This window comes from Polaromonas sp. P4_F9 (assembly GCF_056401235.1).
In genome coordinates this window covers 39,863-59,560 of record NZ_JBFUJT010000032.1, presented here as the reverse complement: position 1 = coordinate 59,560, position 19,698 = coordinate 39,863, and the positions used below count along the sequence as shown (strand labels likewise).

The 19,698-nt window shown below is 64.2% G+C and carries 18 protein-coding genes; 4 read left to right on the top strand and 14 right to left on the bottom strand.

Annotated elements, in window-relative coordinates; translation table 11 throughout:
- Nucleotides 1-91 precede the first annotated feature (91 nt).
- From AC1DUB_RS22795 to AC1DUB_RS22785, 3 genes are all read right to left on the bottom strand, one after another.
- Nucleotides 92-970, bottom strand: a complete 879-nt coding sequence (locus tag AC1DUB_RS22795; protein WP_011484830.1) for an ABC transporter permease — start codon at nt 968-970, stop codon at nt 92-94.
- A gap of 157 nt (nt 971-1,127) precedes the next feature.
- A complete protein-coding gene (locus AC1DUB_RS22790; protein ID WP_477731447.1) occupies nt 1,128-2,225 on the bottom strand; it encodes an ABC transporter ATP-binding protein in 1,098 nt (365 codons plus the stop codon).
- 10 nt (nt 2,226-2,235) lie between these two features.
- Nucleotides 2,236-2,364, bottom strand: coding sequence for a hypothetical protein (locus tag AC1DUB_RS22785; RefSeq protein ID WP_477731446.1), 129 nt, complete (start codon nt 2,362-2,364; stop codon nt 2,236-2,238).
- 125 nt (nt 2,365-2,489) lie between these two features.
- On the opposite strand from AC1DUB_RS22785, the gene AC1DUB_RS22780 reads away from it, so the two are divergent.
- Nucleotides 2,490-3,323: an IclR family transcriptional regulator gene (locus tag AC1DUB_RS22780; RefSeq protein ID WP_477731445.1), complete on the top strand. Its 834-nt coding sequence runs from the start codon at nt 2,490-2,492 to the stop codon at nt 3,321-3,323.
- Nucleotides 3,324-3,329: 6 nt separating this feature from the next.
- Here AC1DUB_RS22780 and AC1DUB_RS22775 read toward each other — a convergent pair whose 3' ends face one another.
- Nucleotides 3,330-4,253 (bottom strand): LysR family transcriptional regulator, encoded by a 924-nt coding sequence (locus AC1DUB_RS22775; protein WP_477731444.1) that lies wholly within the window; start codon nt 4,251-4,253, stop codon nt 3,330-3,332.
- Nucleotides 4,254-4,334: 81 nt separating this feature from the next.
- On the opposite strand from AC1DUB_RS22775, the gene AC1DUB_RS22770 reads away from it, so the two are divergent.
- Genes AC1DUB_RS22770 through amaB form a run of 3 tightly spaced genes read left to right on the top strand, consistent with a single transcriptional unit; the run spans nt 4,335 to nt 8,133 of the window.
- Complete coding sequence (locus AC1DUB_RS22770) at nt 4,335-5,366, top strand: 2-oxoadipate dioxygenase/decarboxylase family protein (protein ID WP_477731443.1); 1,032 nt, start codon at nt 4,335-4,337, stop codon at nt 5,364-5,366.
- The gene (locus tag AC1DUB_RS22765; protein WP_477731442.1) at nt 5,363-6,619 is read left to right on the top strand and encodes an aminotransferase-like domain-containing protein; all 1,257 of its coding nucleotides are present in this window, start codon (nt 5,363-5,365) and stop codon (nt 6,617-6,619) included. The genes AC1DUB_RS22770 and AC1DUB_RS22765 overlap by 4 nt, the downstream gene beginning before the upstream one ends.
- Entirely contained in the window at nt 6,616-8,133 is a 1,518-nt protein-coding gene (gene amaB / locus AC1DUB_RS22760) for an L-piperidine-6-carboxylate dehydrogenase (protein WP_477731441.1), read from the top strand. Before AC1DUB_RS22765 ends, amaB begins: the two co-directional genes overlap by 4 nt.
- Here the strand turns inward: amaB and AC1DUB_RS22755 are convergent.
- From AC1DUB_RS22755 to AC1DUB_RS22710, 10 genes are all read right to left on the bottom strand, one after another.
- On the bottom strand, nt 8,130-8,999 hold the full coding sequence (locus tag AC1DUB_RS22755; protein ID WP_477731440.1) for an alpha/beta hydrolase family protein: 870 nt from the start codon (nt 8,997-8,999) through the stop codon (nt 8,130-8,132). The genes amaB and AC1DUB_RS22755 overlap by 4 nt on opposite strands.
- Nucleotides 9,000-9,183: 184 nt before the next feature.
- Nucleotides 9,184-10,380: an acetyl-CoA C-acyltransferase gene (locus tag AC1DUB_RS22750; protein ID WP_477731439.1), complete on the bottom strand. Its 1,197-nt coding sequence runs from the start codon at nt 10,378-10,380 to the stop codon at nt 9,184-9,186.
- Between the two features lie 44 nt (nt 10,381-10,424).
- On the bottom strand, nt 10,425-10,955 hold the full coding sequence (locus tag AC1DUB_RS22745) for an endonuclease domain-containing protein (RefSeq protein WP_477731438.1): 531 nt from the start codon (nt 10,953-10,955) through the stop codon (nt 10,425-10,427).
- Between the two features lie 60 nt (nt 10,956-11,015).
- Nucleotides 11,016-11,558 (bottom strand): DUF4442 domain-containing protein, encoded by a 543-nt coding sequence (locus tag AC1DUB_RS22740; RefSeq protein WP_477731437.1) that lies wholly within the window; start codon nt 11,556-11,558, stop codon nt 11,016-11,018.
- A 112-nt stretch (nt 11,559-11,670) separates the two neighbouring features.
- Complete coding sequence (locus tag AC1DUB_RS22735) at nt 11,671-14,112, bottom strand: 3-hydroxyacyl-CoA dehydrogenase/enoyl-CoA hydratase family protein (RefSeq protein WP_477731436.1); 2,442 nt, start codon at nt 14,110-14,112, stop codon at nt 11,671-11,673.
- A 97-nt stretch (nt 14,113-14,209) separates the two neighbouring features.
- On the bottom strand, nt 14,210-16,021 hold the full coding sequence (locus tag AC1DUB_RS22730) for an acyl-CoA dehydrogenase C-terminal domain-containing protein (RefSeq protein ID WP_477731435.1): 1,812 nt from the start codon (nt 16,019-16,021) through the stop codon (nt 14,210-14,212).
- A gap of 16 nt (nt 16,022-16,037) precedes the next feature.
- Nucleotides 16,038-16,805 carry a TetR/AcrR family transcriptional regulator gene (locus AC1DUB_RS22725; protein ID WP_477731434.1) on the bottom strand — a complete coding sequence of 256 codons (768 nt, stop codon included), beginning with the start codon at nt 16,803-16,805 and terminating at the stop codon, nt 16,038-16,040.
- 514 nt (nt 16,806-17,319) lie between these two features.
- On the bottom strand, nt 17,320-18,174 hold the full coding sequence (locus AC1DUB_RS22720) for a fumarylacetoacetate hydrolase family protein (protein ID WP_477718353.1): 855 nt from the start codon (nt 18,172-18,174) through the stop codon (nt 17,320-17,322).
- Nucleotides 18,175-18,213: 39 nt separating this feature from the next.
- Complete coding sequence (locus AC1DUB_RS22715) at nt 18,214-18,960, bottom strand: SDR family NAD(P)-dependent oxidoreductase (protein ID WP_477731433.1); 747 nt, start codon at nt 18,958-18,960, stop codon at nt 18,214-18,216.
- Entirely contained in the window at nt 18,957-19,688 is a 732-nt protein-coding gene (locus AC1DUB_RS22710) for an SDR family oxidoreductase (protein ID WP_305639372.1), read from the bottom strand. Before AC1DUB_RS22710 ends, AC1DUB_RS22715 begins: the two co-directional genes overlap by 4 nt.
- Nucleotides 19,689-19,698: the final 10 nt, after the last annotated feature.

The following is a 19,698-nucleotide window of genomic DNA, read 5'->3' as shown; positions in this document are numbered from 1 at the left end:
CGAGACCAGGCGCTGCGCCGCAGACAGTGCTGTAGCACGGCAAGGCGGGGCAACAACGTATCGGATTGAAGTAGGCATGGTGCAGACCCGCTTAGCCCATTGATTTTTTGTAGGAGCGCTCCAGCACCCGGTTGTAGCTGAGCATCAGCACCAGGTTGGCCAGCAGCAGCGTGAGCGCAATGGCCGCGCCCAGCGGCCAGTTGAGCTCGTGCAGGTATTCGTCGTACACCACGGTGGCCACCATCTTCAGGCGCCGCCCGCCCAGCAGGCCGGGAATGGCAAAGGCGCTGGCGCTCAGGCCGAAGACGATCAGGCTGCCCGAGAGAACGCCGGGCAGAACCTGCGGAAAAATAATGCGGCGCACGGTGGTGAAATGCGAGGCCTTGAGCGACAGCGCGGCATCTTCCACGCCGGGGTCGAGCTTTTGCAGCGAGGTCCAGACCGGGATCACCATGAAGGGCAGCATCACATGCACCAGCGCAATGACCACGGCGGCTTCGGTGTAGAGGATGCGCATGGGCGGCAGGCCCATGGCGCGCACGGCCTGGTTCACCACGCCCTCGGGCCCGAGCAGCATGCTCCAGCCAAAAGCGCGCACCACCACCGACACCAGCAGCGGCGCCAGCACCACCAGCAGCAGCACAGAGCGCCACGGGTTGCGCATGCGGCTGAGCACATAGGCCTCGGGCGCGCCGACGAGCACGCAGATCAGCGTGGTGAGCGCGGAGACCCAGAAGGTGCGCCAGAAAATGCGGTGGTAGTAGTCGTCTGTGAGCACCGCGGCGTAATGCGCCAGCGTGAAGCTGTTTTTGACGCCGGTGGCGTGGTCGAACACCTGGAAGGACAGCACGGCCGTGAGCGCCAGGGGCACCAGCAGCAGGCAGGCAAACAGCACAAAGGCCGGCGCCGACAGCAGCCATGGTGCGCGGGCCGCCGAGGGCCGCGAAACATTTGGTGCAGCTCCCACCATGGTTGTTGCGTTCACTGCTTGCCCCCGTGTTGCTCCCTCTCCCTCCGGGAGAGGGCAGGGGTGAGGGCCTGGGCGGCTATAAGGCCAGCGGCCTGCGCGAACACCCTCACCCTAACCCTCTCCCAGGGGGAGAGGGAATGAAAACGGGTCGCCGCGTTCATGCCACCGCCTCCAGCACGCGCTGCGGCTCGCGCGGCAGATGCAGCGCGCCGGGCAACAGGCGCACCTGGCCGGCCGGCCAGTCGAGGCCTACGCGCTGGCCTTCTTCGGCAGGCACTTCGCCGTCATTGGGGCAAACCACCACCAGCTCGCCGGCGGCGGTGTCTACCTGGTAGAGCCACTGGCTGCCCAGGAAAAAGCGCTCGCAGACGGTGCCCGCGAGGCGGCCCTGGGTCTCGGGCACGAGGCGGATTTTTTCGGGCCGCAGGCTGAGCACCACGGCGTCGCCCGCGGCGGCCCCGGGCGCATTGACCTCCAGCGACGCCGTGCCCAGGTCCACCGTGGCCCAGGCGCCGGTGGCGATGACGCGGCCTTCCAGCAGGTTGGCCTTGCCGACAAAGCTGGAGATGAAACGTGTTTGCGGGTGTTCGTACAGGCGGTGCGGCTGGTCGATTTGCGTGACGCGGCCGGCCTCCATCACCACCACGCGGTCGCTGATGGACATGGCCTCGGTCTGGTCGTGCGTGACCATCACGGTGGTGGTGCCCACCTTGCGCTGGATCTGCCGCAACTCGAACTGCATTTCCTCGCGCAGCTTGGCGTCGAGGTTGGACAGCGGCTCGTCGAGCAACAGCACCGGCGGCTCGATGACCAGGGCGCGGGCCAGGGCCACCCGCTGGCGCTGGCCGCCAGAAAGCTCGCGCGGGTAACGCGTGGCGTGCGCCTCCAGGTGCACCAGCGCCAGCGCGGCCTTGACGCGTTCGGCGCGCTCGTTTTTGGGCATACGCCGCATCTCCAGGCCAAAGCTCACGTTGTCGTGCACGCTCATGTGGGGGAACAGCGCATAGCTCTGGAACACGATGCCCAGGCCGCGCGTGTTCGGTTTGGCGTGGGTGATGTCACGGCCATCGAGCGTGATGCGGCCGGCGGTGACGTCGGCAAAACCGGCAATCATTTGCAGCGTCGTGGTCTTACCGCAGCCCGAAGGCCCGAGCAGCGAGACAAATTCGCCCTTCTCCACCGACAGGTTCATGTCGATCACGGCGTGCGTGGCGCCATAGGACTTGTTCACATTCGCCAGGGTCAGAAAAGACATCAGGAACACCTCACAAACAAGGCACAAACACACAAACAAGGAAGGCATGCACAGGGGAAATTCGCAGAAGCATCAGCGCCGCAACCGGCTGCCTGAAGGCCGCATCAAGATTGTTTTGAGACACCTTGATGACATTCATGCTAGGGCATCTCATAAAAAATCGTCAATAGGTTATTCCGTATATAGAGATATTTATTTAATTTATTCCATTTAACGGAATTTCTATAAGATATTGATGAAATTCATTCCGATGAAAGAGATGCCATGAAAGAAAATTCAAAAGAGGACGACAGCGCCTCCAGCAGCGTGCAACGCGCTTTTGCCATCCTGCGGGCTCTCGCCACCACCCAGGCCAAGGGCGGGCGCATCACGCACATTGCCAAGGCCACGGGGTTGACGCAGGCCACCACCCACCGCCTGCTGCAAAGCCTGGTGGCCGAGCACGTCGTGGAGCAGGACGCCGCGTCCAAGCTCTACCGCCTGAGCATTGATTTTTTTGCGCTGGCCGCACAGGCCGGCAACTCGATGGACTTGCGCGCGCTGTGCCGCCCGTCCATGCTGCGGCTGTGCGCCAGCCTGGGCGACACCATCTTTTTGCTGGTGCGCAGCGGCTTTGACGCGGTGTGCCTGGACCGCAGCGAAGGCCCCTTCCCGATCCGCTCCTTCACCGGCGACATCGGCGGCCGGGTGGCGCTGGGCATGGGCCAGGGCAGCCTGGCCATCCTGGCCTTTTTGCCGGAGTCCGAGCGGGAAGAGGTGATTCGCTACAACCTGCCGCGCATGCGCGAGTACGGCGTGTATGACGAGGTCTACCTGCGGACCGAAATCGAACGGGTGCGCCAGACGGGCTATGCCGGGCGCAACACCGGTTTGCTCGATGGCATGGCCGGCGTCGGCGTGCCGGTGCTGGACCGTGAAGGCCGCGCCGTGGCGGCGCTGAGCGTCGGCACGATCTCGTCGCGGCTCAGCCCCGACCGCCTGCCGACGGTGGTGGAACTGCTCAAGCGCGAGGCCACGGCCATCGGCGCGCAGCTCAACCCTTTTGACAGCACGCTGCGCCGGCCGGCGCAAAGCCTGGCGCCCACCGACAGCGCCTGAGCCCCCTTACACCGAGGACGCCGGAGGTGCCGCCTGCTCGCGCAGCCATTCGCGCAGCTGCAGCAAGGGCCGCCAGCTGGCCTTTTGCGTGGGCCACACCAGGTAGTAGGCAAAGTCGGAACTCAATGACAGGTCAAACGGCACGGCCAGGGTGCCGTCGGCAATCTCGTCGGCCACCAAAAAGCGCGGCAGCACCGCCACCCCCAGCCCGGCCTTGACGGCCTGGGCGATCATCGAAAACAGCTCGTACTTCGGGCCGGTGCTGGCGCCCTGCGCGTCGTCAATGCCGGCCAGCTGCAGCCAGTCGCGCCAGGCGTGCGGCCGCGTGCTCTGGTGGATCAGCGTGAACTTCAGCACGTCGGCCGGGCGCCGCAGCTGGCGCTTTTTCATCAGCTCGGGGCTGCACACCACCACGCTTTCCTCACCCATCAGGTACTCGGACTCGGTGCCGGGCCAGTCGGGCCGGCCGTAGTGGATGGCGGCGTCCAGGCCGGTGAGCGAGAAATCAAAGGGCAGCAGCCGGGTCGACAGGTTCAGCGTCACATGTGGATGCGCCTTGAGGAACGTGGGCATGCGGGGAATCAGCCACTTGGTGGCGAAGGTGGGCACCACGCCGAGCTCCAGCGTACCGCCCTCGCCCTTGGAAGACGCCAGGTCCAGCATCGCCGCCTCCAGCGCATCGAGTGCCGGGCTGACACGCGACAGCAGCGAGCGCCCGGCATCGGTCAGCACCAGCTGGCGCGGCAGGCGCAAAAAGAGGCTCACATCAAGGTCCTGCTCCAGCCCCAGGATCTGATGGCTGACCGCACTCTGGCTCACCGACAGGTCCTGCCCCGCGAGCGTGAAACTGCCGCGGTGCGCCGCCGCTTCAAAGGCCAGCAGGGCCTGGGTGGAGGGGATTTTTCGGCGCATCGCATGAATATATCTCATGCCTGCATCGAAATACATCCTTTGCGCAGCGGCCGTGATTTCCCGAGAATCCGGCTTCTACCCGTTGAAATTACCCACGCAATGACCAACCTCCAGACCCTGCTTGCGAGCTGCCTGCCGTCCGAAGCCGTGCAGCACATCCATGAGCAGATGTACGTCCATCCCGCCCTGCAGTCCGGCGTGTCCGGCACGGTGACGCGCGCCGAACTGGCCCAGGCCCTGAACATGGCCCTGTTCCATGGCCTGGTGCAGCGGGTGCCGGCGGCGCAAGAGTACATGGCCAGCGACGTGGCCGGGCAACAGCGCCAGGTCGTCTTTGACCACGGCGCGCTGCGCACCGTGCGCTGGCCCAGCGGCGCCCTGCCTCCGGGCGAAGCTGCCTTCACGCGGCTGCTGCGCCCGCTGGGGTTTACGCTGCAAGACACCTACCCCTTGCCGCGCCTGAAGATGACCGGCCGCGCCTGGTGCCACCAGGATTTCCCGCAGGAGATCGCGCAGTTTTTTGTGTCCGAACTGCATCCCGAACAGTTCACGGTGCCCTTCCAGGCCGCCGTCACGCGGGTGCTGTCCACCTCACGCGATCCGCTGGGCCCGCAAGATGTGGCGGACCTGGAGCAACTGGCGCGCGACGGCAAGCTGCCGCTGCAACAGGCGCTGCGGCTGCTGCCAGTGATGCTCCAGTGCTTTGACCGCCAGCATGGCGTGTTTACGCTGGACGACTATGAGCTGCTGCTGGCCGAGTCCGCCGAAATGGCCTGGATCGCCACCGAGGGCAACGCCTTCAACCACGCGACCGACCGCGTCGGCGATGTCGATGCGGTGGCCCAGCGCCAGCGCGAACTGGGCCGCCCCATCAAAGACAAGGTCGAAGTCTCGGCCAGTGGCCGCGTGCGCCAGACGGCGTTTCGCGCAGCGACGGTGCAGCGCGAATTCCTCACACCCGCCGGCCAGGTCACGCGCGCGGTGCCGGGTTCGTTCTATGAATTCATCACCCGCGCCGAGCTGCATGCCAGCCCTGCCGCCAATGACCCGGCGCAAGGCGGCCGCCTGGACCTGGCCTTTGACGCCGGCAATGCCACCGGCATTTTCGGCATGACGGCGGCGCGCGCATGAGCCAAACGCCGGTCCGCCCGCTCTACGCGCAGGCCAGCGGTTCGCCGATTCGTGCCATGCTGGCGCTGGCCGGACAGCCCGGCATGATTTCGCTGGCAGGCGGTCATCCCGACCCCGCGCTGCTGCCGGCGGACTGGCTGCGCGAATGCATGCTGGCCGTGGCCTCCGGCCTGCAGGGGCACAGCCTGCAATACGGCGCCACCGAGGGCCTGCCCGCGCTGCGTGCGGCCAGCGCCGAGCTGCTGCAACAACGCGGCCTGCAGGCCCAGGCCGAGAATGTGGTGATCACCACCGGCTCGCAGCAGGCCATTGACCTGCTGGCACGGGTTCTCGTCGAGCCGGGCGCCGGCGTGGCGGTGGAGTCCTTCAACTACCCGGCCGCCCTGCAGGCCTTCCGCTTTGCGGGTGCGCAGCTGGTGGAAGTTCCTGCCGATGCCCAGGGGCTGGATGTCGAGCGGCTCGAAAGTGTTTTGACCAGCGCACGGCCGCGCGTGCTGTATGTGGTTCCCAACTTTGCCAACCCGACAGGTGCCGTGATGCCCCTGGCGCGGCGCGTGCGCCTGCTGGAACTTGCCGCACGGCACGAGGTCACACTGATCGAGGACGATCCTTATGGTGAACTCTGGTTTGGCGCGGCGCCACCGCCCTCGCTGGCGCAGATCAACCAGCAAACCGGATCACATGCGCAGGTGGCCTACATGACGAGTTATTCCAAGGTGGTGGCCCCGGCCCTGCGCCTGGGCATGCTGATGGCGCCCCCGGACGTGCTGCGCGCCGTCGTGCTGGCCAAGCAGGCCGCCGATGTGCACAGCGGCTCGCTTGAGCAACTGACCCTGACCGCGATGCTGGCCTCCAGCCGCCTGGATGAGCACTTGGCCGCGTTGCGCAAGGCCTATGCGGTCAAGGCCCGCACGCTGGCTGCTGCACTGCACGCGCATTGCGACGGGCTGCTTGAATTCAGCGAGCCCCAGGGCGGCATGTTTGTCTGGGCCCGGCTTGCCAGCGCACTGCCACTGATGCCCTCGCAGGCGTGGGTGGACTTTGGCCTGCAGCACCAGGTGCTGGCCGTGCCAGGCGCCGCCTTCAGCCTTCACAACACCGCACAGCCCTGGCTGCGCCTGAGTTTTGCCAACCCCAGTGCAGACGCCCTGCTGCAAGGCGCGCAACGCCTGGGCCGCGGGCTGCGCAGCCTTGCCGCCCCGGCCGATACGCCATCATCACGCCAACATTTCCCCGAAAGGACTTCACCATGAGCCACGCCAACGACATCTCGTCCCTGCTGCAAAGCCTGGGCATCCGCGCCGACCTGAACAGCCAGGCGTCCGCGACCCTTGAGGTTCACACCCCGATTGACGGCAGCCGGCTGGCGCGTCTCGCCACCACCAGCCCGGCCGAGGTGGATGCCGCGCTGAACCGCGCACACCAGCGGTTTTTGAGCTGGCGCGATGTGCCGGCACCCAAGCGCGGTGAACTGGTGCGCGCCTTCGGCGAAACCGTGCGGCGCCACAAGCCAGAACTCGGGCAGCTGATCTCGCTGGAGACCGGCAAGATCCTGCAGGAGGGCCTGGGCGAAGTGCAGGAAGTGATCGACATCTGCGAATTTGCGGTCGGCCTGTCGCGCCAGCTCTACGGCCTGACGATTGCCAGCGAGCGGCCCGACCACAAGCTGCTGGAGACCTGGCATCCGGTGGGCGTGGTCGGCATCATCTCGGCCTTCAATTTCCCGATGGCGGTGTTTGCCTGGAATGCCGCGCTGGCGCTGGTCTGCGGCAACACGCTGGCCTGGAAGCCTTCCGAAAAAACGCCGCTGTCGGCCGTCGCACTCCATGGCCTGCTGCTGCGCGCGGCCAAGGAGCTGGGGCTGGAGACCGAAGGCCTGAGCGAGTTGCTGATCGGAGAGCGCCCTGTCGGCGAAGCGCTGGTCAACCATCCGCAAGTCAAGCTGGTCAGCGCGACCGGCTCCACTGCGATGGGCAAGAACGTGGCCATGGCCTGCGCCGCGCAGTTCAAGCGCGCGCTGCTCGAGCTGGGCGGCAACAACGCGGCCATTGTCTGCCCCTCGGCCAACCTGGAACTGGTGGTGCGCGGCGCGGCATTTGCCGCCGCCGGCACGGCCGGCCAGCGCTGCACCAGCCTGCGCCGGCTGATCGTGCACCGCTCCGTTTACCCAGCGCTGGTGGAGCGGCTGGTATCGGTGTTCGCACGTCTGCCGGTGGGCAACCCGCTCACGGAAGGCACGCTGGTCGGCCCGCTGATCGACGGCCGCGCCTTCGACGCCATGCAAACCGCACTGGCCAGCGCGAAGGGCCTGGGCGCCAAGGTTCACTTCGGCCAGCGCGAAGAAGGCGCTGGTGGTAGTGCAGGCCACTATGTGCGGCCCGCCATCGTGGAACTGGCCGAGCAGGCCGGCCCGATGCTGCACGAAACCTTTGCGCCGATTCTGTATGTGGTGCCTTACGACGACTTCGACGAAGCCATTGCCATGAACAATGCCGTGGTGCACGGCCTGTCGTCCGCCGTCTTCACCCAGGACCTGCGCGAGGCCGAGCGCTTCACCTCGGCGCGCGGCTCGGACTGCGGCATCGCCAATGTCAACATCGGCACCAGCGGCGCGGAAATCGGCGGTGCGTTTGGCGGTGAGAAAGAAACCGGCGGCGGCCGGGAGTCGGGATCGGATTCGTGGAAAGCCTATATGCGCCGCGCCACCAACACGGTCAACTACGGCTCCAGCCTGCCGCTGGCGCAGGGGATTCGTTTCGAGATTTAAGCCGGCACCCGCGCCATGCCGTCCAGAATCTGCCGGGCGCGCGGCCACAGGGTCTGGTCAAACTGTTCGCGGAAAAACCCGAAATGGCCGATGCGCTTGACCTGCAGGTCGGCCGGCGCGATCCGCTCAAAGCTGCGCGGCGCATTGGCATACAGGTTGATCAGGTTTTGCGTGCCGCGCCAGGTCATCAGTTCGTCGTCGGTGATGGACAGGGCCTTCACCGGGAAGCTGACCCGCCCGTAGCTCAGGCGCGCGCTCTCCCCCTCGGCGCCCACGCTGTACTGCGGGTCCAGGCACCACTTGCGCCACTGCAACATCACGCCTGCCGGCAGGTCACCCACTTTTTTGAGCTTGCGTCCCGGGAAATAACCGAACAGGCACGTGGCCAGCGGCACCAGCACATACCAGAAGTACAGAATCATGCGCCTGAGCTGCGGCGCGTTGTCGCGCCAGTAGCCGCTGCCGGCCGCAATGCTGATCATCCCGTCGACCTGGCCCTGGTTCTTCAGGAAGCCCGGCAGCTGCGCGCCAAGGCTGTGGCCCAGCAGGTAAAGCGGCGCGTCGGGCAGTGCGGACTTGGCCGCGTCCACCACGGCTTCGTAGTCGCTTGCCCAATCCAGCAGGTCGGCCTTGAAGCCGCGCAGGCTGCCGTCCGCGGTATCAGGCAGTGACTCCCCCGAGCCGCGGTAGTCAAAGGTGGTGACACGAAAGCCCTGGCTGGACAGCCATTCGGCAAACGGCGTGTAGTAGTCCTGCCGCACGCCCATCGCGCCGCCGATCACGACGCTGGCGCGGGCTGGCGTGCTGGCCTCGTACACACGCAGCGACAGCTGCGAGGTGCCCGAGTCGAGAATCTGTTTTTGCATGTCTTGTCCCCAAAAAATTGCACGCCGGTCTTCGCCGGTTTAGTCCACAACAGCCGCCACTCCCCCGGCGTAGCGAGCGGGATGCAGTGCTAGGCGCGGGGGCCCGAAGAAAACCGGAGCGACCTAAAGGGTCGTGAGGATTTTCTTTGGGCTGCAACGACGCAATGCGCCCGCGCAGTAGCCGCTACACCCGTTCGAAGATGCCGGCGGCGCCCTGCCCCATGCCGACACACATGGTCACCATGCCGTACTTCAGCTGATGCCGTTGCAACGCGTGAATCACGGTGGCTGCACGAATCGCGCCCGTGGCGCCCAGCGGGTGGCCCAGTGCAATCGCGCCGCCCATCGGGTTGACTTTGRCCGCGTTCAGGCCCAGCGTGTTGATCACCGCCAGCGACTGCGCGGCAAACGCTTCATTGAGTTCGAACCAGTCGATGTCGTCCTGCTTCAGGCCGGCGTAACGCAGCGCTGCCGGAATGGCTTCGATCGGGCCTATGCCCATGATGTGCGGCGGTACGCCCTTGGCGGCGTAGCTGACGAAACGCGCCAGCGGTTTCAGGCCGAATTCCTTGACGGCTTTTCCGCTGGCCAGAATCAGCGCGCCGGCGCCGTCGGAAGTTTGCGAGCTGTTGCCGGCCGTGACCGAGCCGCGCGCGGCAAACACAGTCTTCAGTTTGGCCAAGCCTTCCACCGTGGTGTCGGGGCGTGCGCCTTCGTCCAGGCTCACGGTGCGGGTGGTGGCGATGACTTCGCCGGTTTCCAGGTTGGCGCTGCGGTCGGTCACTTCCACCGGCGTGATTTCATTCGTGAACTCGCCGGCCTGCTGGGCCTTGAGCGCCTTCATGTGGGAGTCGTAAGCGAACTGGTCCTGCGCATCACGCGAGACCTTCCACTGCTGCGCAACCTTTTCGGCCGTCAGGCCCATGCCGTAGGCGATGCCGACGTTCTCGTCGTTGGCAAACATTTCCGGCGACAGCGACGGCGAGTTGCCCGACATGGGCACCATGCTCATGCTTTCAGTACCGGCGGCAATCATCACATCGGCTTCGCCGACACGGATGCGGTCTGCCGCCATCTGCACGGCGGACAGGCCCGAGGCGCAAAAGCGGTTGACGGTGATGCCGCCCACGCTGGTGGGCAAACCCGCCAGCACCGCACCGATGCGGGCGATGTTCAGGCCTTGCGGGCCTTCGGGAATCGCGCAGCCGCAGATGATGTCTTCAATGGCCTTCGGGTCCAGCGTGGGCACCTGGGCCAGCGCGGCCTGCAGCGCTTTGACCAGCAGGTCGTCGGGACGCGTATTGCGGAAAAACCCCCGGTGCGAACGGCCGATGGGCGTGCGCGTGGCGGCAACGATGTAGGCTTCCTGGACTTGTTTCATGGGGAACTCTTTCTCGGTGAATCTGTAAAAAGTTGTGGGGTCTTTTAAAAGGGGCGGCTTGTGGGCAAGGGTTCGGGAGAGCCCCCATCCCAGCCTTCCCCCAGCGGGGGAAGGAGTGGTGCGGGGAAATTTTCAGGCTCTACACCCCGAGGCGGAAGAGGTGCTACGGGTGAATTCTCAGGCTCCTTCCCCCTCTGGGGGAAGGTTGGGATGGGGGCGACCGCGGCCAATTCGGTCAAACGGTGGTGTATCGCCTGAACCATCGATTGCAAATCGGAGAACGGCAAATTTGCCGGAAAACGCATCACGTCAAATCCGAGAGACTTGAAATAAGCATCGCGCTTAGCGTCATAGGCCTGCTGGTCAATATGCTGCGACCCGTCTATCTCGACAATCAGCTGGGGAGCAAGGCACGCAAAATCCGCCACGTAGGACCCGACAGGATGCTGGCGCCTGAATTTGACGCTCAGTTGCTCGCCACGCAAGCGCTGCCATAGCAGGCGCTCACCGTCGGTCATTTCCCGGCGAAGCGACCTGGCGAACTTTCTGGCGTTGAGGGTGGCTTGGTTTTGCATGTCGTAGAGCCCCCATCCCTGCCTTCCCCCAGCGGGGGAAGGAGCAATGCGGGGAGATGTTCAGGCCGTGGCCTCCTTGGGTGCCGGCGTGGGCTGCGAGCGCACAGACGGCACCCAGGCCCAGACAAACTCGCATTCCACCGGATTCACGCCAGCTTCATCAGTCACCGTGACCGCCACATTGACTTCGCCCTTGTCACTGGCCTGCATGGCCGCTCGCTGCTCGTCGGTGAGCGTGGCGACGGCGCGCAACGAGCCGGTGGCGCGCTTTTTGAACGCCATCTTCAGCTCCTTGGCCAGCGGGACGCAGTCATCTCGGACGTTCATGCCGACCACCATGCCGGTGGCGGTTTCCGCCAGCAGGTTCATGGCCGAGGCATGCACGCCGCCGATGTGGTTCTGCACCTTCTTCTGGTTCTGGATGCCGATTTCGACCCGGTTGTTGCTCATCTGCAAAAAGTCCAGCCCGGCCGTACCGGTGAATGGCACGGCGCGACGCAGGATCACGCTGCGAAACCAGGTGCGGGCAAAGGCCGGCACCTCGGACAGGCGCTCGAGTTGGCGCTCCAGGCGGTTGGGGGGTATCTTCGTCAAATCAATCATCACTTTCTCCCCACCAGCGAACACCGCAGAACCGGCTCTGCCGGGCTGCTGGTGTTGCCCCCTGCAAGGGGGGAGGCGGCTACACGAAGTGAGTCCGCAACGGGGGTGTTCATCAGTTTCTCACCGGTTTGCCGGTGCTCATCATGCCCATGATGCGTTCCTGCGTTTTCGGGTTTTCGAGCAGCGAACAGAAAGCCTTGCGTTCCAGCGTCATCAAATACTCTTCCGTCACCAGCGTACCGGCATCCACGTCGCCGCCGCACACCACGTTGGCGATCAGGCTGGCGATGTGAAAGTCATGCGCGCTGATGAAGCCGCCGTCGCGCATGTTGACCAGCTGGCCCTTGATGGTGGCCAGGCCGTTGCGGCCCACGACCGGGAAGGGCCGCCTGTGCGGCGCGCGGTAGCCCGAGTTGAACAGGGCGCGTGCCTCGTTCAGCGCGACGAACAGCAATTCGTCCTTGTTCGACACGATGACGTCGCTGTCCAGCAAGTAGCCGATCTTGCGGCTTTCAATCGCACTGGTGCCCACCTTGGCCATGGCGGCGGCCGTGAAGCCTTCCGTCAGGAAAGGCAGTATGTCCTTGTTGGTGGACGTGGCGGCGTTTTCCGCTGCACGGCGCGCAATGTACGCCAGGCCGCCGGCACCGGGCACGAGGCCGACACCGACTTCGACCAGGCCGATGTAGCTTTCCATCGCGGCGACGCGCTTGGCCGAGTACACCGCCATCTCGCAGCCGCCGCCCAGCGCCAGGCCACGAATGGCCGAGACGACGGGCACAGCCGCGTAGCGCAGCTTGAGCATGACGTTCTGCAGCTCGGCCTCGGCGCCTTCAATTGCCCTGGCGCCACCCATCATGAAGGCAGGCAGCATGGCCTGCAGATCGGCGCCTGCCGAGAACATCTCGTCGTTGGACCAGATGACCATGCCCTTGTAGCCTTTCTCGGCGAGGTCCACGCCCATCGCCAGGCCTTCCGCCACATCGGGGCTGATGGCATGCATCTTGGTCTTGATGCTGGCAATCAGCACATCGCCTTTTTCTCCGTTCGCGCCGTCCAGTGTCCAGAGGCGAATGGCATCGTCTTCATGCAGCGTGGTACCAGCGGTCTCGAAAGCCGGGGCGTTGGCACCGAGTACGTCTTCGGGGAAATACTGGCGCTCATAGACGGGCAGTTGGCGGCGGGGAATGAATTTTTTGGCCGAAGCACTCCACGAGCCTTCCGCGGTGTGCACGCCACCCGCGTCGGCCACCGGGCCCTTGAACACCCAGTCGGGCAGCGGCGCTTTGCTCAACGCCTTGCCCGCATCAATATCTTCCTGGATCCAGGTGGCCACCTGCTTCCAGCCGGCCTGTTGCCACAACTCGAACGGGCCTTGCTTCGCGCCAAAACCCCAGCGCATCGCAAAGTCTATGTCGCGCGCGGTTTCGGCAATGCTTTCCAGGTGTACCGCGGCATAGTGGAACTGGTCGCGCAAGATGGCCCAGAGGAAACGCGCTTCGGCGCCCTCGGCCTCGCGCAGCAGCTTCAATCGCTCGCCGGCCGGCTTCTTCAACATGCGTCCGACGACCTCGTTGGCCTTGGCGCCTGCGGCCACGTACTCCATGCTCTCGGGGTCGAGCCGCAAGATGTCCCGGCCGACCTTCTTGTAAAAACCGGCGCCGGTTTTCTGGCCCAGGCTTTTGGATTCCAGCAGTTTCGCCAGGACCGGCGGCGTGCCGTAGATGTTCGAAAACGGGTCTTCCACTTTTCCGCTGCTTGAGCTACCCACAGGGCCGAGGTTGTCCTGCAGCGTCCTGATGACATGGGCCATGGTGTCCAGGCCCACCACGTCAGCGGTGCGGAAGGTGCCGGAGCTGGCGCGGCCCAGCTTCTTGCCGGTCAGGTCATCGACCACGTCATACGTCAGGCCGAAGGTCTCGGCCTCCTTGATGGTGGCCAGCATGCCGGCAATGCCGACGCGGTTGGCAATGAAGTTGGGCGTGTCGTGCGCGCGGATCACGCCCCTGCCCAGCGCGCTGACCGCAAAGGCTTCGAGGTCGTCGAGCACTTTCGGCTCGGTGGTGGGTGTGTTGATCAGCTCCACCAGCGTCATGTAGCGCGGCGGGTTGAAAAAATGGATGCCGCAAAAGCGCGGCTTGATCGATTCGGGCAGGGCCTCGCTGAGTTTGGTGATCGACAGGCCCGAGGTGTTGCTGGCCACGATTGCGCCTTCGGCAATGAAGGGGGCTATCTTGTGGTACAGGTCGGTCTTCCAGTCCATGCGCTCGGCGATGGCCTCGATGATGAGGTCGCACTCTTTCAGCACATCCATATGCTCTTCGTAGTTGGCCTGCTGGATCAGCGCTGCGTCCTCGGGCACACCCAGCGGCGCGGGCTTGAGTTTTTTCAAGCCTTCGATCGCCTTGGTGACAATGCCATTTTTCTGGCCCTCTTTCGCGGGCAGGTCAAACAGCACCACAGGCACCTTGACATTGACCAGATGGGCGGCGATCTGCGCGCCCATCACACCGGCGCCGAGTACGGCGACTTTTTTGACTGTGAATTTTTGCATGTTGTATTCCTTTATCGGAGAGCCCTCACCCTAACCCTCTCCCAGAGGGCGAGGGGATAAAGCGGAGATGACTGGGTGGGGGCTGACCCCGCATGGTTCAAGCCAGCGCCTCATCGGTGTCCATCAGCGCCCGGCTGCCTGAACGCGCGGTGCGCATCAGCGTCGCGGTTTCGGGGAAGAGTTTGGCGAAGTAAAAGCGCGCGGTCTGCAGCTTGGCCACGTAGAACTTGTCGGTCGGCTTGCCTTGTGATTGCGCGGCGGCAATCTCGCGCAGCGCGACCTGCGCCATGCGGGCCCAGAAGTAGCCGAACACCAGGTGGCCGGCCACGCGCAGGTAATCGACCGCCGCGGCGCCCACTTCATCAGGGTTCTGGAAACCCTTGAAGCCCAGCTCGGTCGTGAACTTGGTCATCTGGTCGGCCAGGTAAGCCAGCGGGTTGATGAACTCGGCCATCTTCTCGTTCACGCCTTCTTCTTCGATCAAGGCGCCGATCAGCTTGCCGAATTTCTTCAGCGTGGCGCCGTTGTTGCCCAGTATCTTGCGGCCCAGCAGGTCCAGCGACTGGACGGTGTTGGTGCCCTCATAGATCATGTTGATGCGGTTGTCTCGCACAAACTGCTCCATGCCCCATTCCTTGATGAAGCCGTGGCCGCCGAACACCTGCATGCAGGCGTTGGTGGCGATGTGGCCGTTGTCGGTCAGGAAGGCCTTGACGATGGGTGTGAGCAGCGCGACGATTTCGCCGGAATCCTTGCGCACCTTTTCGTCGGGGTGGTGGAGCTCCTTGTCGAGCAGCAGCGTGCAATAAATGGCCAGGGCGCGGCCGCCTTCGGCATAGGCCTTGGCGGTCAGCAGCATCTTGCGCACGTCGGGGTGCACGATGATGGGGTCGGCCGGTTTGTCCTTGGCTTTCACGCCGGAGAGCGAGCGCATCTGGATGCGGTCTTTGGCATAGGCCAGGGCGTTCTGGTACGCCACTTCGGTCAGCCCCAGCGACTGGTTGCCCACGCCCAGGCGCGCGGCGTTCATCATCACGAACATCGCGGCCAGGCCCTTGTTGGGTGCGCCCACCAGGGTGCCCACGGCGTCTTCCAGCACCATCTGGCAGGTGGAATTGCCGTGGATGCCCATCTTGTGCTCGATACCGCCGCAGTAAATGCCGTTGCGCGAACCGATCGAGCCGTCCTGGTTGACGTTGAACTTGGGCACGGCAAACAGGCTGATGCCCTTGCTGCCCTGCGGTGCATCGGGCAGGCGGGCCAGCACCAGGTGCACGATGTTGCTGGTCATGTCGTGTTCGCCGGCGCTGATGAAAATCTTGTTGCCGGTGAGCTTGTAGCTGCCATCGGGCTGGGGTTCGGCCCTGGTGCGCAGCAGGCCCAGATCGGTGCCGCAATGCGGCTCGGTCAGGCACATGGTGCCGGTCCATTCGCCGCTGGTGAGCTTGGGCAGGTAGAGTTTTTTCTGCTCTTCCGTGCCGTGGGCATGCAGGGCTTCGTACGCGCCGTGCGACAGGCCGGGGTACATGGTCCAGGCCTGGTTGGCCGAGTTCAGCATTTCGTAAAAGCACTGGTTGACGACAAAGGGCAGGCCCTGGCCGCCGTATTCGGGGTCGCAGCTGAGCGCTGCCCAGCCGCCTTCCACGTACTTCGCATACGCTTCCTTGAAGCCTTTAGGCGGTGTGACTTCATGGGTGGTCTTGTCGAGCTTGCAGCCTTCCTGGTCGCCGCTGACATTGAGCGGGAAGGTGACTTCAGCCGCAAACTTGCCGCCTTCTTCAAGCACCGCATTGATGGTGTCGGCATCGATGTCGGCATGCCGCGGCAAGACCTTCAACTCATCGGTGACCTTGAGCACTTCGTGCATGACGAATTGCATGTCGCGCAGGGGTGGGGTGTACTGAGGCATGGAGGGTCCTTTGGCTTTAAGCCGGTTTCGAAGATGAAGATATTTTGGGAGAGTTTTTTGCCGGCGCCTTCGTCGGCGAAGCGCCAGGGGATGGCTCTGCTGGCGACGGCGCATCGTTGCCGTAACGCGCCAGGATGTTGGCAAAGCCGGTGTTGGCGCGGGCGACAGAGCCGGGGGACTTCAGGAAACGGGCTTCGTAATGCAGCGCGAGAATGAGTCCGTGAATCTCGAAGACCATCTGCTGTTCGTYGGCATCGCGCTGCAGGTGCCCGGCCTCCTTGGCCTGCATCACGGCGCGGTACATCGCGGCCAGCCAGGTCCGCACCGAGCCCGCCAGCGCATCGCGCACCGGCCCCGGCCGGTCGTCGAATTCGACGGCACCGCTGATGTACAGGCATCCCGAATCGATCTCGACCGAGGTGCGGTTCATCCAGTTGTGAAACAGTGCGCGCAGGCGCGGCAGACCCCTGGAAGCCTGCAATGCCGGGAAGAACACCTCTTCCTCGAAGCGGCTGTGGTATTCGCGGACCACCGAAATCTGCAGTTCCTCGCGTGAGCCAAAATGGGCAAACACGCCGGACTTGCTCATGTGCATGACTTCGGCGAGCGCTCCTATGCTCAGGCCCTCCAGGCCAATTTGTGTGGCCAGCCCCAAGGCAGCATCGACAATGGCCGCCTTGGTCTGCTGGCCTTTTTGCTGGCTTTTGGGCACGGCTGCACCGATCGCAGGGATAGGCGCAGCCGGGACGGGAACGGTTTTGACAGGAAGTTCATTGACGGTCATGGGATTGAGCCAAAATAAAACGAACGATCGTTCTATTTTGCAACAATTCCATGACAGTCAAACCCTGAGGGTGATGGAGTGTCTGTTTATAGAGAACAAGGTCTAGCCAAACCAAGGGTAAACCCTAGAACAAGCCCACCCCCGTCCAGGCTCACTGCGTGTAGCCTGTTCCCCCCTCAGGGGGCGGTGAATTAGCCCACCCCTGTCCAAGCTCACTGCGTGTAGCTTGTTCCCCCCTCCAGGGGGCGGCGCCTGCGGTCTGGCAAAGCCAGTCCCGCGGCACCCTGGTTGTGCTCCCTGAAGTCTTTAACCCAGCATGAGCCGCGGAACCGGCGTTGGCTTGTCCTGAGTCTGTCGAAGGGCCGGGCCGCAGGCGCAGCGGCCCCCGAGGGGCTGGAGCCTGCGGCTCCAAAGCTGCTCGAGCAGCTTTGGACAGGCGACAGAGGCGAAGCGTCTCGCGAGCCGCGGCCTGCAAGGCCTCGGGAGCTACGCGAAGCGAGCGACCGTGGGGGCTTTATTTCACGAGCTTGAACGGCACGACCGTCTGCTTCTGCTCGCCCAGGCCCTCGATCCACACCGCCATCTGGTCGCCCTTTTTCAGGTACACCGGCGGTTTCATGCCCAGGCCCACGCCWGGGGGCGTGCCYGTGGTGATSACGTCGCCGGGCTCCAGCGTCATGAACTGGCTGACGTAGCTRACGAGCTTGGCCACGCTGAAAATCATGGTTTTGGTAGAGCCGTTTTGCATGCGCTTGCCGTTGACCTCCAGCCACATGCTCAGTTTTTGCGGGTTGGGCACGTCGTCGCGCGTCACCAGCCAGGGRCCGATCGGGCCGAAGGTGTCGCAACCCTTGCCCTTGTCCCAGGTACCGCCGCGCTCGATCTGGAACTCGCGCTCGCTGACGTCATTGATGGTGCAGTAGCCGGCCACATAAGTGAGCGCGTCCTTCTGCGACACATAGCGTGCGCGGGTGCCGATCACCACGCCGAGCTCGACTTCCCAGTCGGTCTTGACCGAGCCCTTGGGCAGCATGACCGGATCGTTGGGCCCCTGAATGCAGCTGGTGGCCTTCATGAACACGACGGGTTCGGCGGGAATCGGCAAGCCGGACTCGGCCGCGTGGTCGGCGTAGTTCAGCCCGATGGCGATGAACTTGCCGACACCGCTGACCGGGCAGCCCATGCGCGGCGAACCCCTGACCAGTGGCAGCTTGTCGGTTTTCAATTTGCGCAGCTTGGCCAGCGCCGCATCGCCGAGCTGGTCGGGACCGATGTCCTTGATCACGCCGCTGAGGTCGCGCAGCTTGCCTTCGGCATCAATCAGTCCGGGCTTTTCCTTGCCCGGGTTGCCATAACGAACGAGTTTCATGGTTTTTCCTTCTGGTTAAATCAAAGTCATATCAATAGGTCAATAAGTCGAACGCCCGCCAGATAGATCGAACACCGCGCCGGTCGAGAACGAACACTCTTCGGTGGCCAGCCACGTCACCATGGCGGCGACCTCCTCGGGGGTGCCGAAGCGGCCCATCGGGATTTTCGACAGCATGAACTGGATGTGTTCCGCCGTCATCTGGTCAAAAATTGGCGTCTTTACCGCAGCCGGCGTCACGCAATTGACGCGCACGCCAGTATCGGCGAGTTCCTTGCCCAAGGACTTGGTCAGCGCAATCACCGCTGCCTTGCTGGCACTGTAGGCACTGGCATTGGGATTGCCGTCCTTGCCCGCCACCGAGGCGATATTGATGATGCGGCCATAGTTGCGCGTGCGCATGTGCGGCACCACCTCGCGGCAGCAGAAGAACAGTCCGTTCAGGTTGACCTGCTGCACCTGCATCCATTGCTCGGGCGGGTAGTCCCACAGCTTAACGTTGGGGCCGGTGATGCCGGCCGAGTTGACCAGCACATCAATGACCGGTTGGTGGCCCACGGTTTGCCGCACGGCTTCCACCACACTGGCATGGCTGCTCACATCCACCACAACGGTATGCACACCCGCACCGAGTTCGGTTCGGGCCGCCGCCAGCGCCTGCGGGTTGAGGTCCCACACGGTGACGGTCGCGCCCGAAGCCAGCATGCGCTGCGCAATGGCAAAGCCCAGGCCCGCCGCGCCGCCGGTGATCACCGCATGGCGGCCGGCCAGGTCAAGCTGGTTCATATGGTCATGCCGCCGTCGATGGCATAGGACTGCCCCGTCACAAAGGCCGATTCGTCACTGGCCAGAAACACCACCAGCGGCGCAATTTCATGGGCCTGCGCGAGGCGGCCCATGGGCTGGCGCGCGATGAAATTTTTCCGCGCCTCGTCGGGGTCCTCAAACACATTGATGCGGTCCTGCAACGAGGGGGTATCGACCGTGCCGGGGCAAATGGCATTGCAGCGCACACCCTGCGTCACGAAGTCGGCGGCCACGCATTTTGTGAGGCCGGTCACCGCGGCCTTGGAGGCGCCATAGACAAAGCGGTTTGGCAGGCCCTTGAAGCCGCAGACGCTGGCCATGTTAATGATGCTGCCGCCGCCCTGGGCCAGCATCTTGGGCAGCACCGCCTGGATCATCCAGAACTGCGAGCGCACATTGAGGTTGAAGGCAAAGTCCCAGTCTTCGTCGGTGGCCTGCAGGATGGAGCCGGCGTGGACAAAGCCGGCGCAGTTGAACAGCACATTGAGCGGCGGCAACTCGGCTGCCAGTTTCTGGATGGCGGCCTTGTCGAGCACATTGAGCGCCGCAGTTTTGATGTTGGGCACGCCGGCGTAATCGGCGAGCAGTTTCTCATTGACGTCGGTAGCCCACACCTGGGCGCCCTCGGCCGCCATGGCCAGTGCGGTGGCCTTTCCGATGCCCTGTCCGGCGGCCGTGACCAGTGCGGTTTTTCCCTGGAGTCTCATGCTTGTTCCT

What these genes read in the sequence shown, in the direction of transcription:
- AC1DUB_RS22795 (WP_011484830.1), bottom strand. Translation starts at nt 970, where the DNA reads ATGGTGGGAGCTGCACCAAATGTTTCGCGGCCCTCGGCGGCCCGCGCA.
- AC1DUB_RS22790 (WP_477731447.1), bottom strand. Translation starts at nt 2,225, where the DNA reads ATGTCTTTTCTGACCCTGGCGAATGTGAACAAGTCCTATGGCGCCACG.
- AC1DUB_RS22785 (WP_477731446.1), bottom strand. Translation starts at nt 2,364, where the DNA reads ATGAATGTCATCAAGGTGTCTCAAAACAATCTTGATGCGGCCTTCAGG.
- AC1DUB_RS22780 (WP_477731445.1), top strand. Translation starts at nt 2,490, where the DNA reads ATGAAAGAAAATTCAAAAGAGGACGACAGCGCCTCCAGCAGCGTGCAA.
- AC1DUB_RS22775 (WP_477731444.1), bottom strand. Translation starts at nt 4,253, where the DNA reads ATGAGATATATTCATGCGATGCGCCGAAAAATCCCCTCCACCCAGGCC.
- AC1DUB_RS22770 (WP_477731443.1), top strand. Translation starts at nt 4,335, where the DNA reads ATGACCAACCTCCAGACCCTGCTTGCGAGCTGCCTGCCGTCCGAAGCC.
- AC1DUB_RS22765 (WP_477731442.1), top strand. Translation starts at nt 5,363, where the DNA reads ATGAGCCAAACGCCGGTCCGCCCGCTCTACGCGCAGGCCAGCGGTTCG.
- amaB (WP_477731441.1), top strand. Translation starts at nt 6,616, where the DNA reads ATGAGCCACGCCAACGACATCTCGTCCCTGCTGCAAAGCCTGGGCATC.
- AC1DUB_RS22755 (WP_477731440.1), bottom strand. Translation starts at nt 8,999, where the DNA reads ATGCAAAAACAGATTCTCGACTCGGGCACCTCGCAGCTGTCGCTGCGT.
- AC1DUB_RS22745 (WP_477731438.1), bottom strand. Translation starts at nt 10,955, where the DNA reads ATGCAAAACCAAGCCACCCTCAACGCCAGAAAGTTCGCCAGGTCGCTT.
- AC1DUB_RS22740 (WP_477731437.1), bottom strand. Translation starts at nt 11,558, where the DNA reads ATGATTGATTTGACGAAGATACCCCCCAACCGCCTGGAGCGCCAACTC.
- AC1DUB_RS22735 (WP_477731436.1), bottom strand. Translation starts at nt 14,112, where the DNA reads ATGCAAAAATTCACAGTCAAAAAAGTCGCCGTACTCGGCGCCGGTGTG.
- AC1DUB_RS22730 (WP_477731435.1), bottom strand. Translation starts at nt 16,021, where the DNA reads ATGCCTCAGTACACCCCACCCCTGCGCGACATGCAATTCGTCATGCAC.
- AC1DUB_RS22715 (WP_477731433.1), bottom strand. Translation starts at nt 18,960, where the DNA reads ATGAACCAGCTTGACCTGGCCGGCCGCCATGCGGTGATCACCGGCGGC.
- AC1DUB_RS22710 (WP_305639372.1), bottom strand. Translation starts at nt 19,688, where the DNA reads ATGAGACTCCAGGGAAAAACCGCACTGGTCACGGCCGCCGGACAGGGC.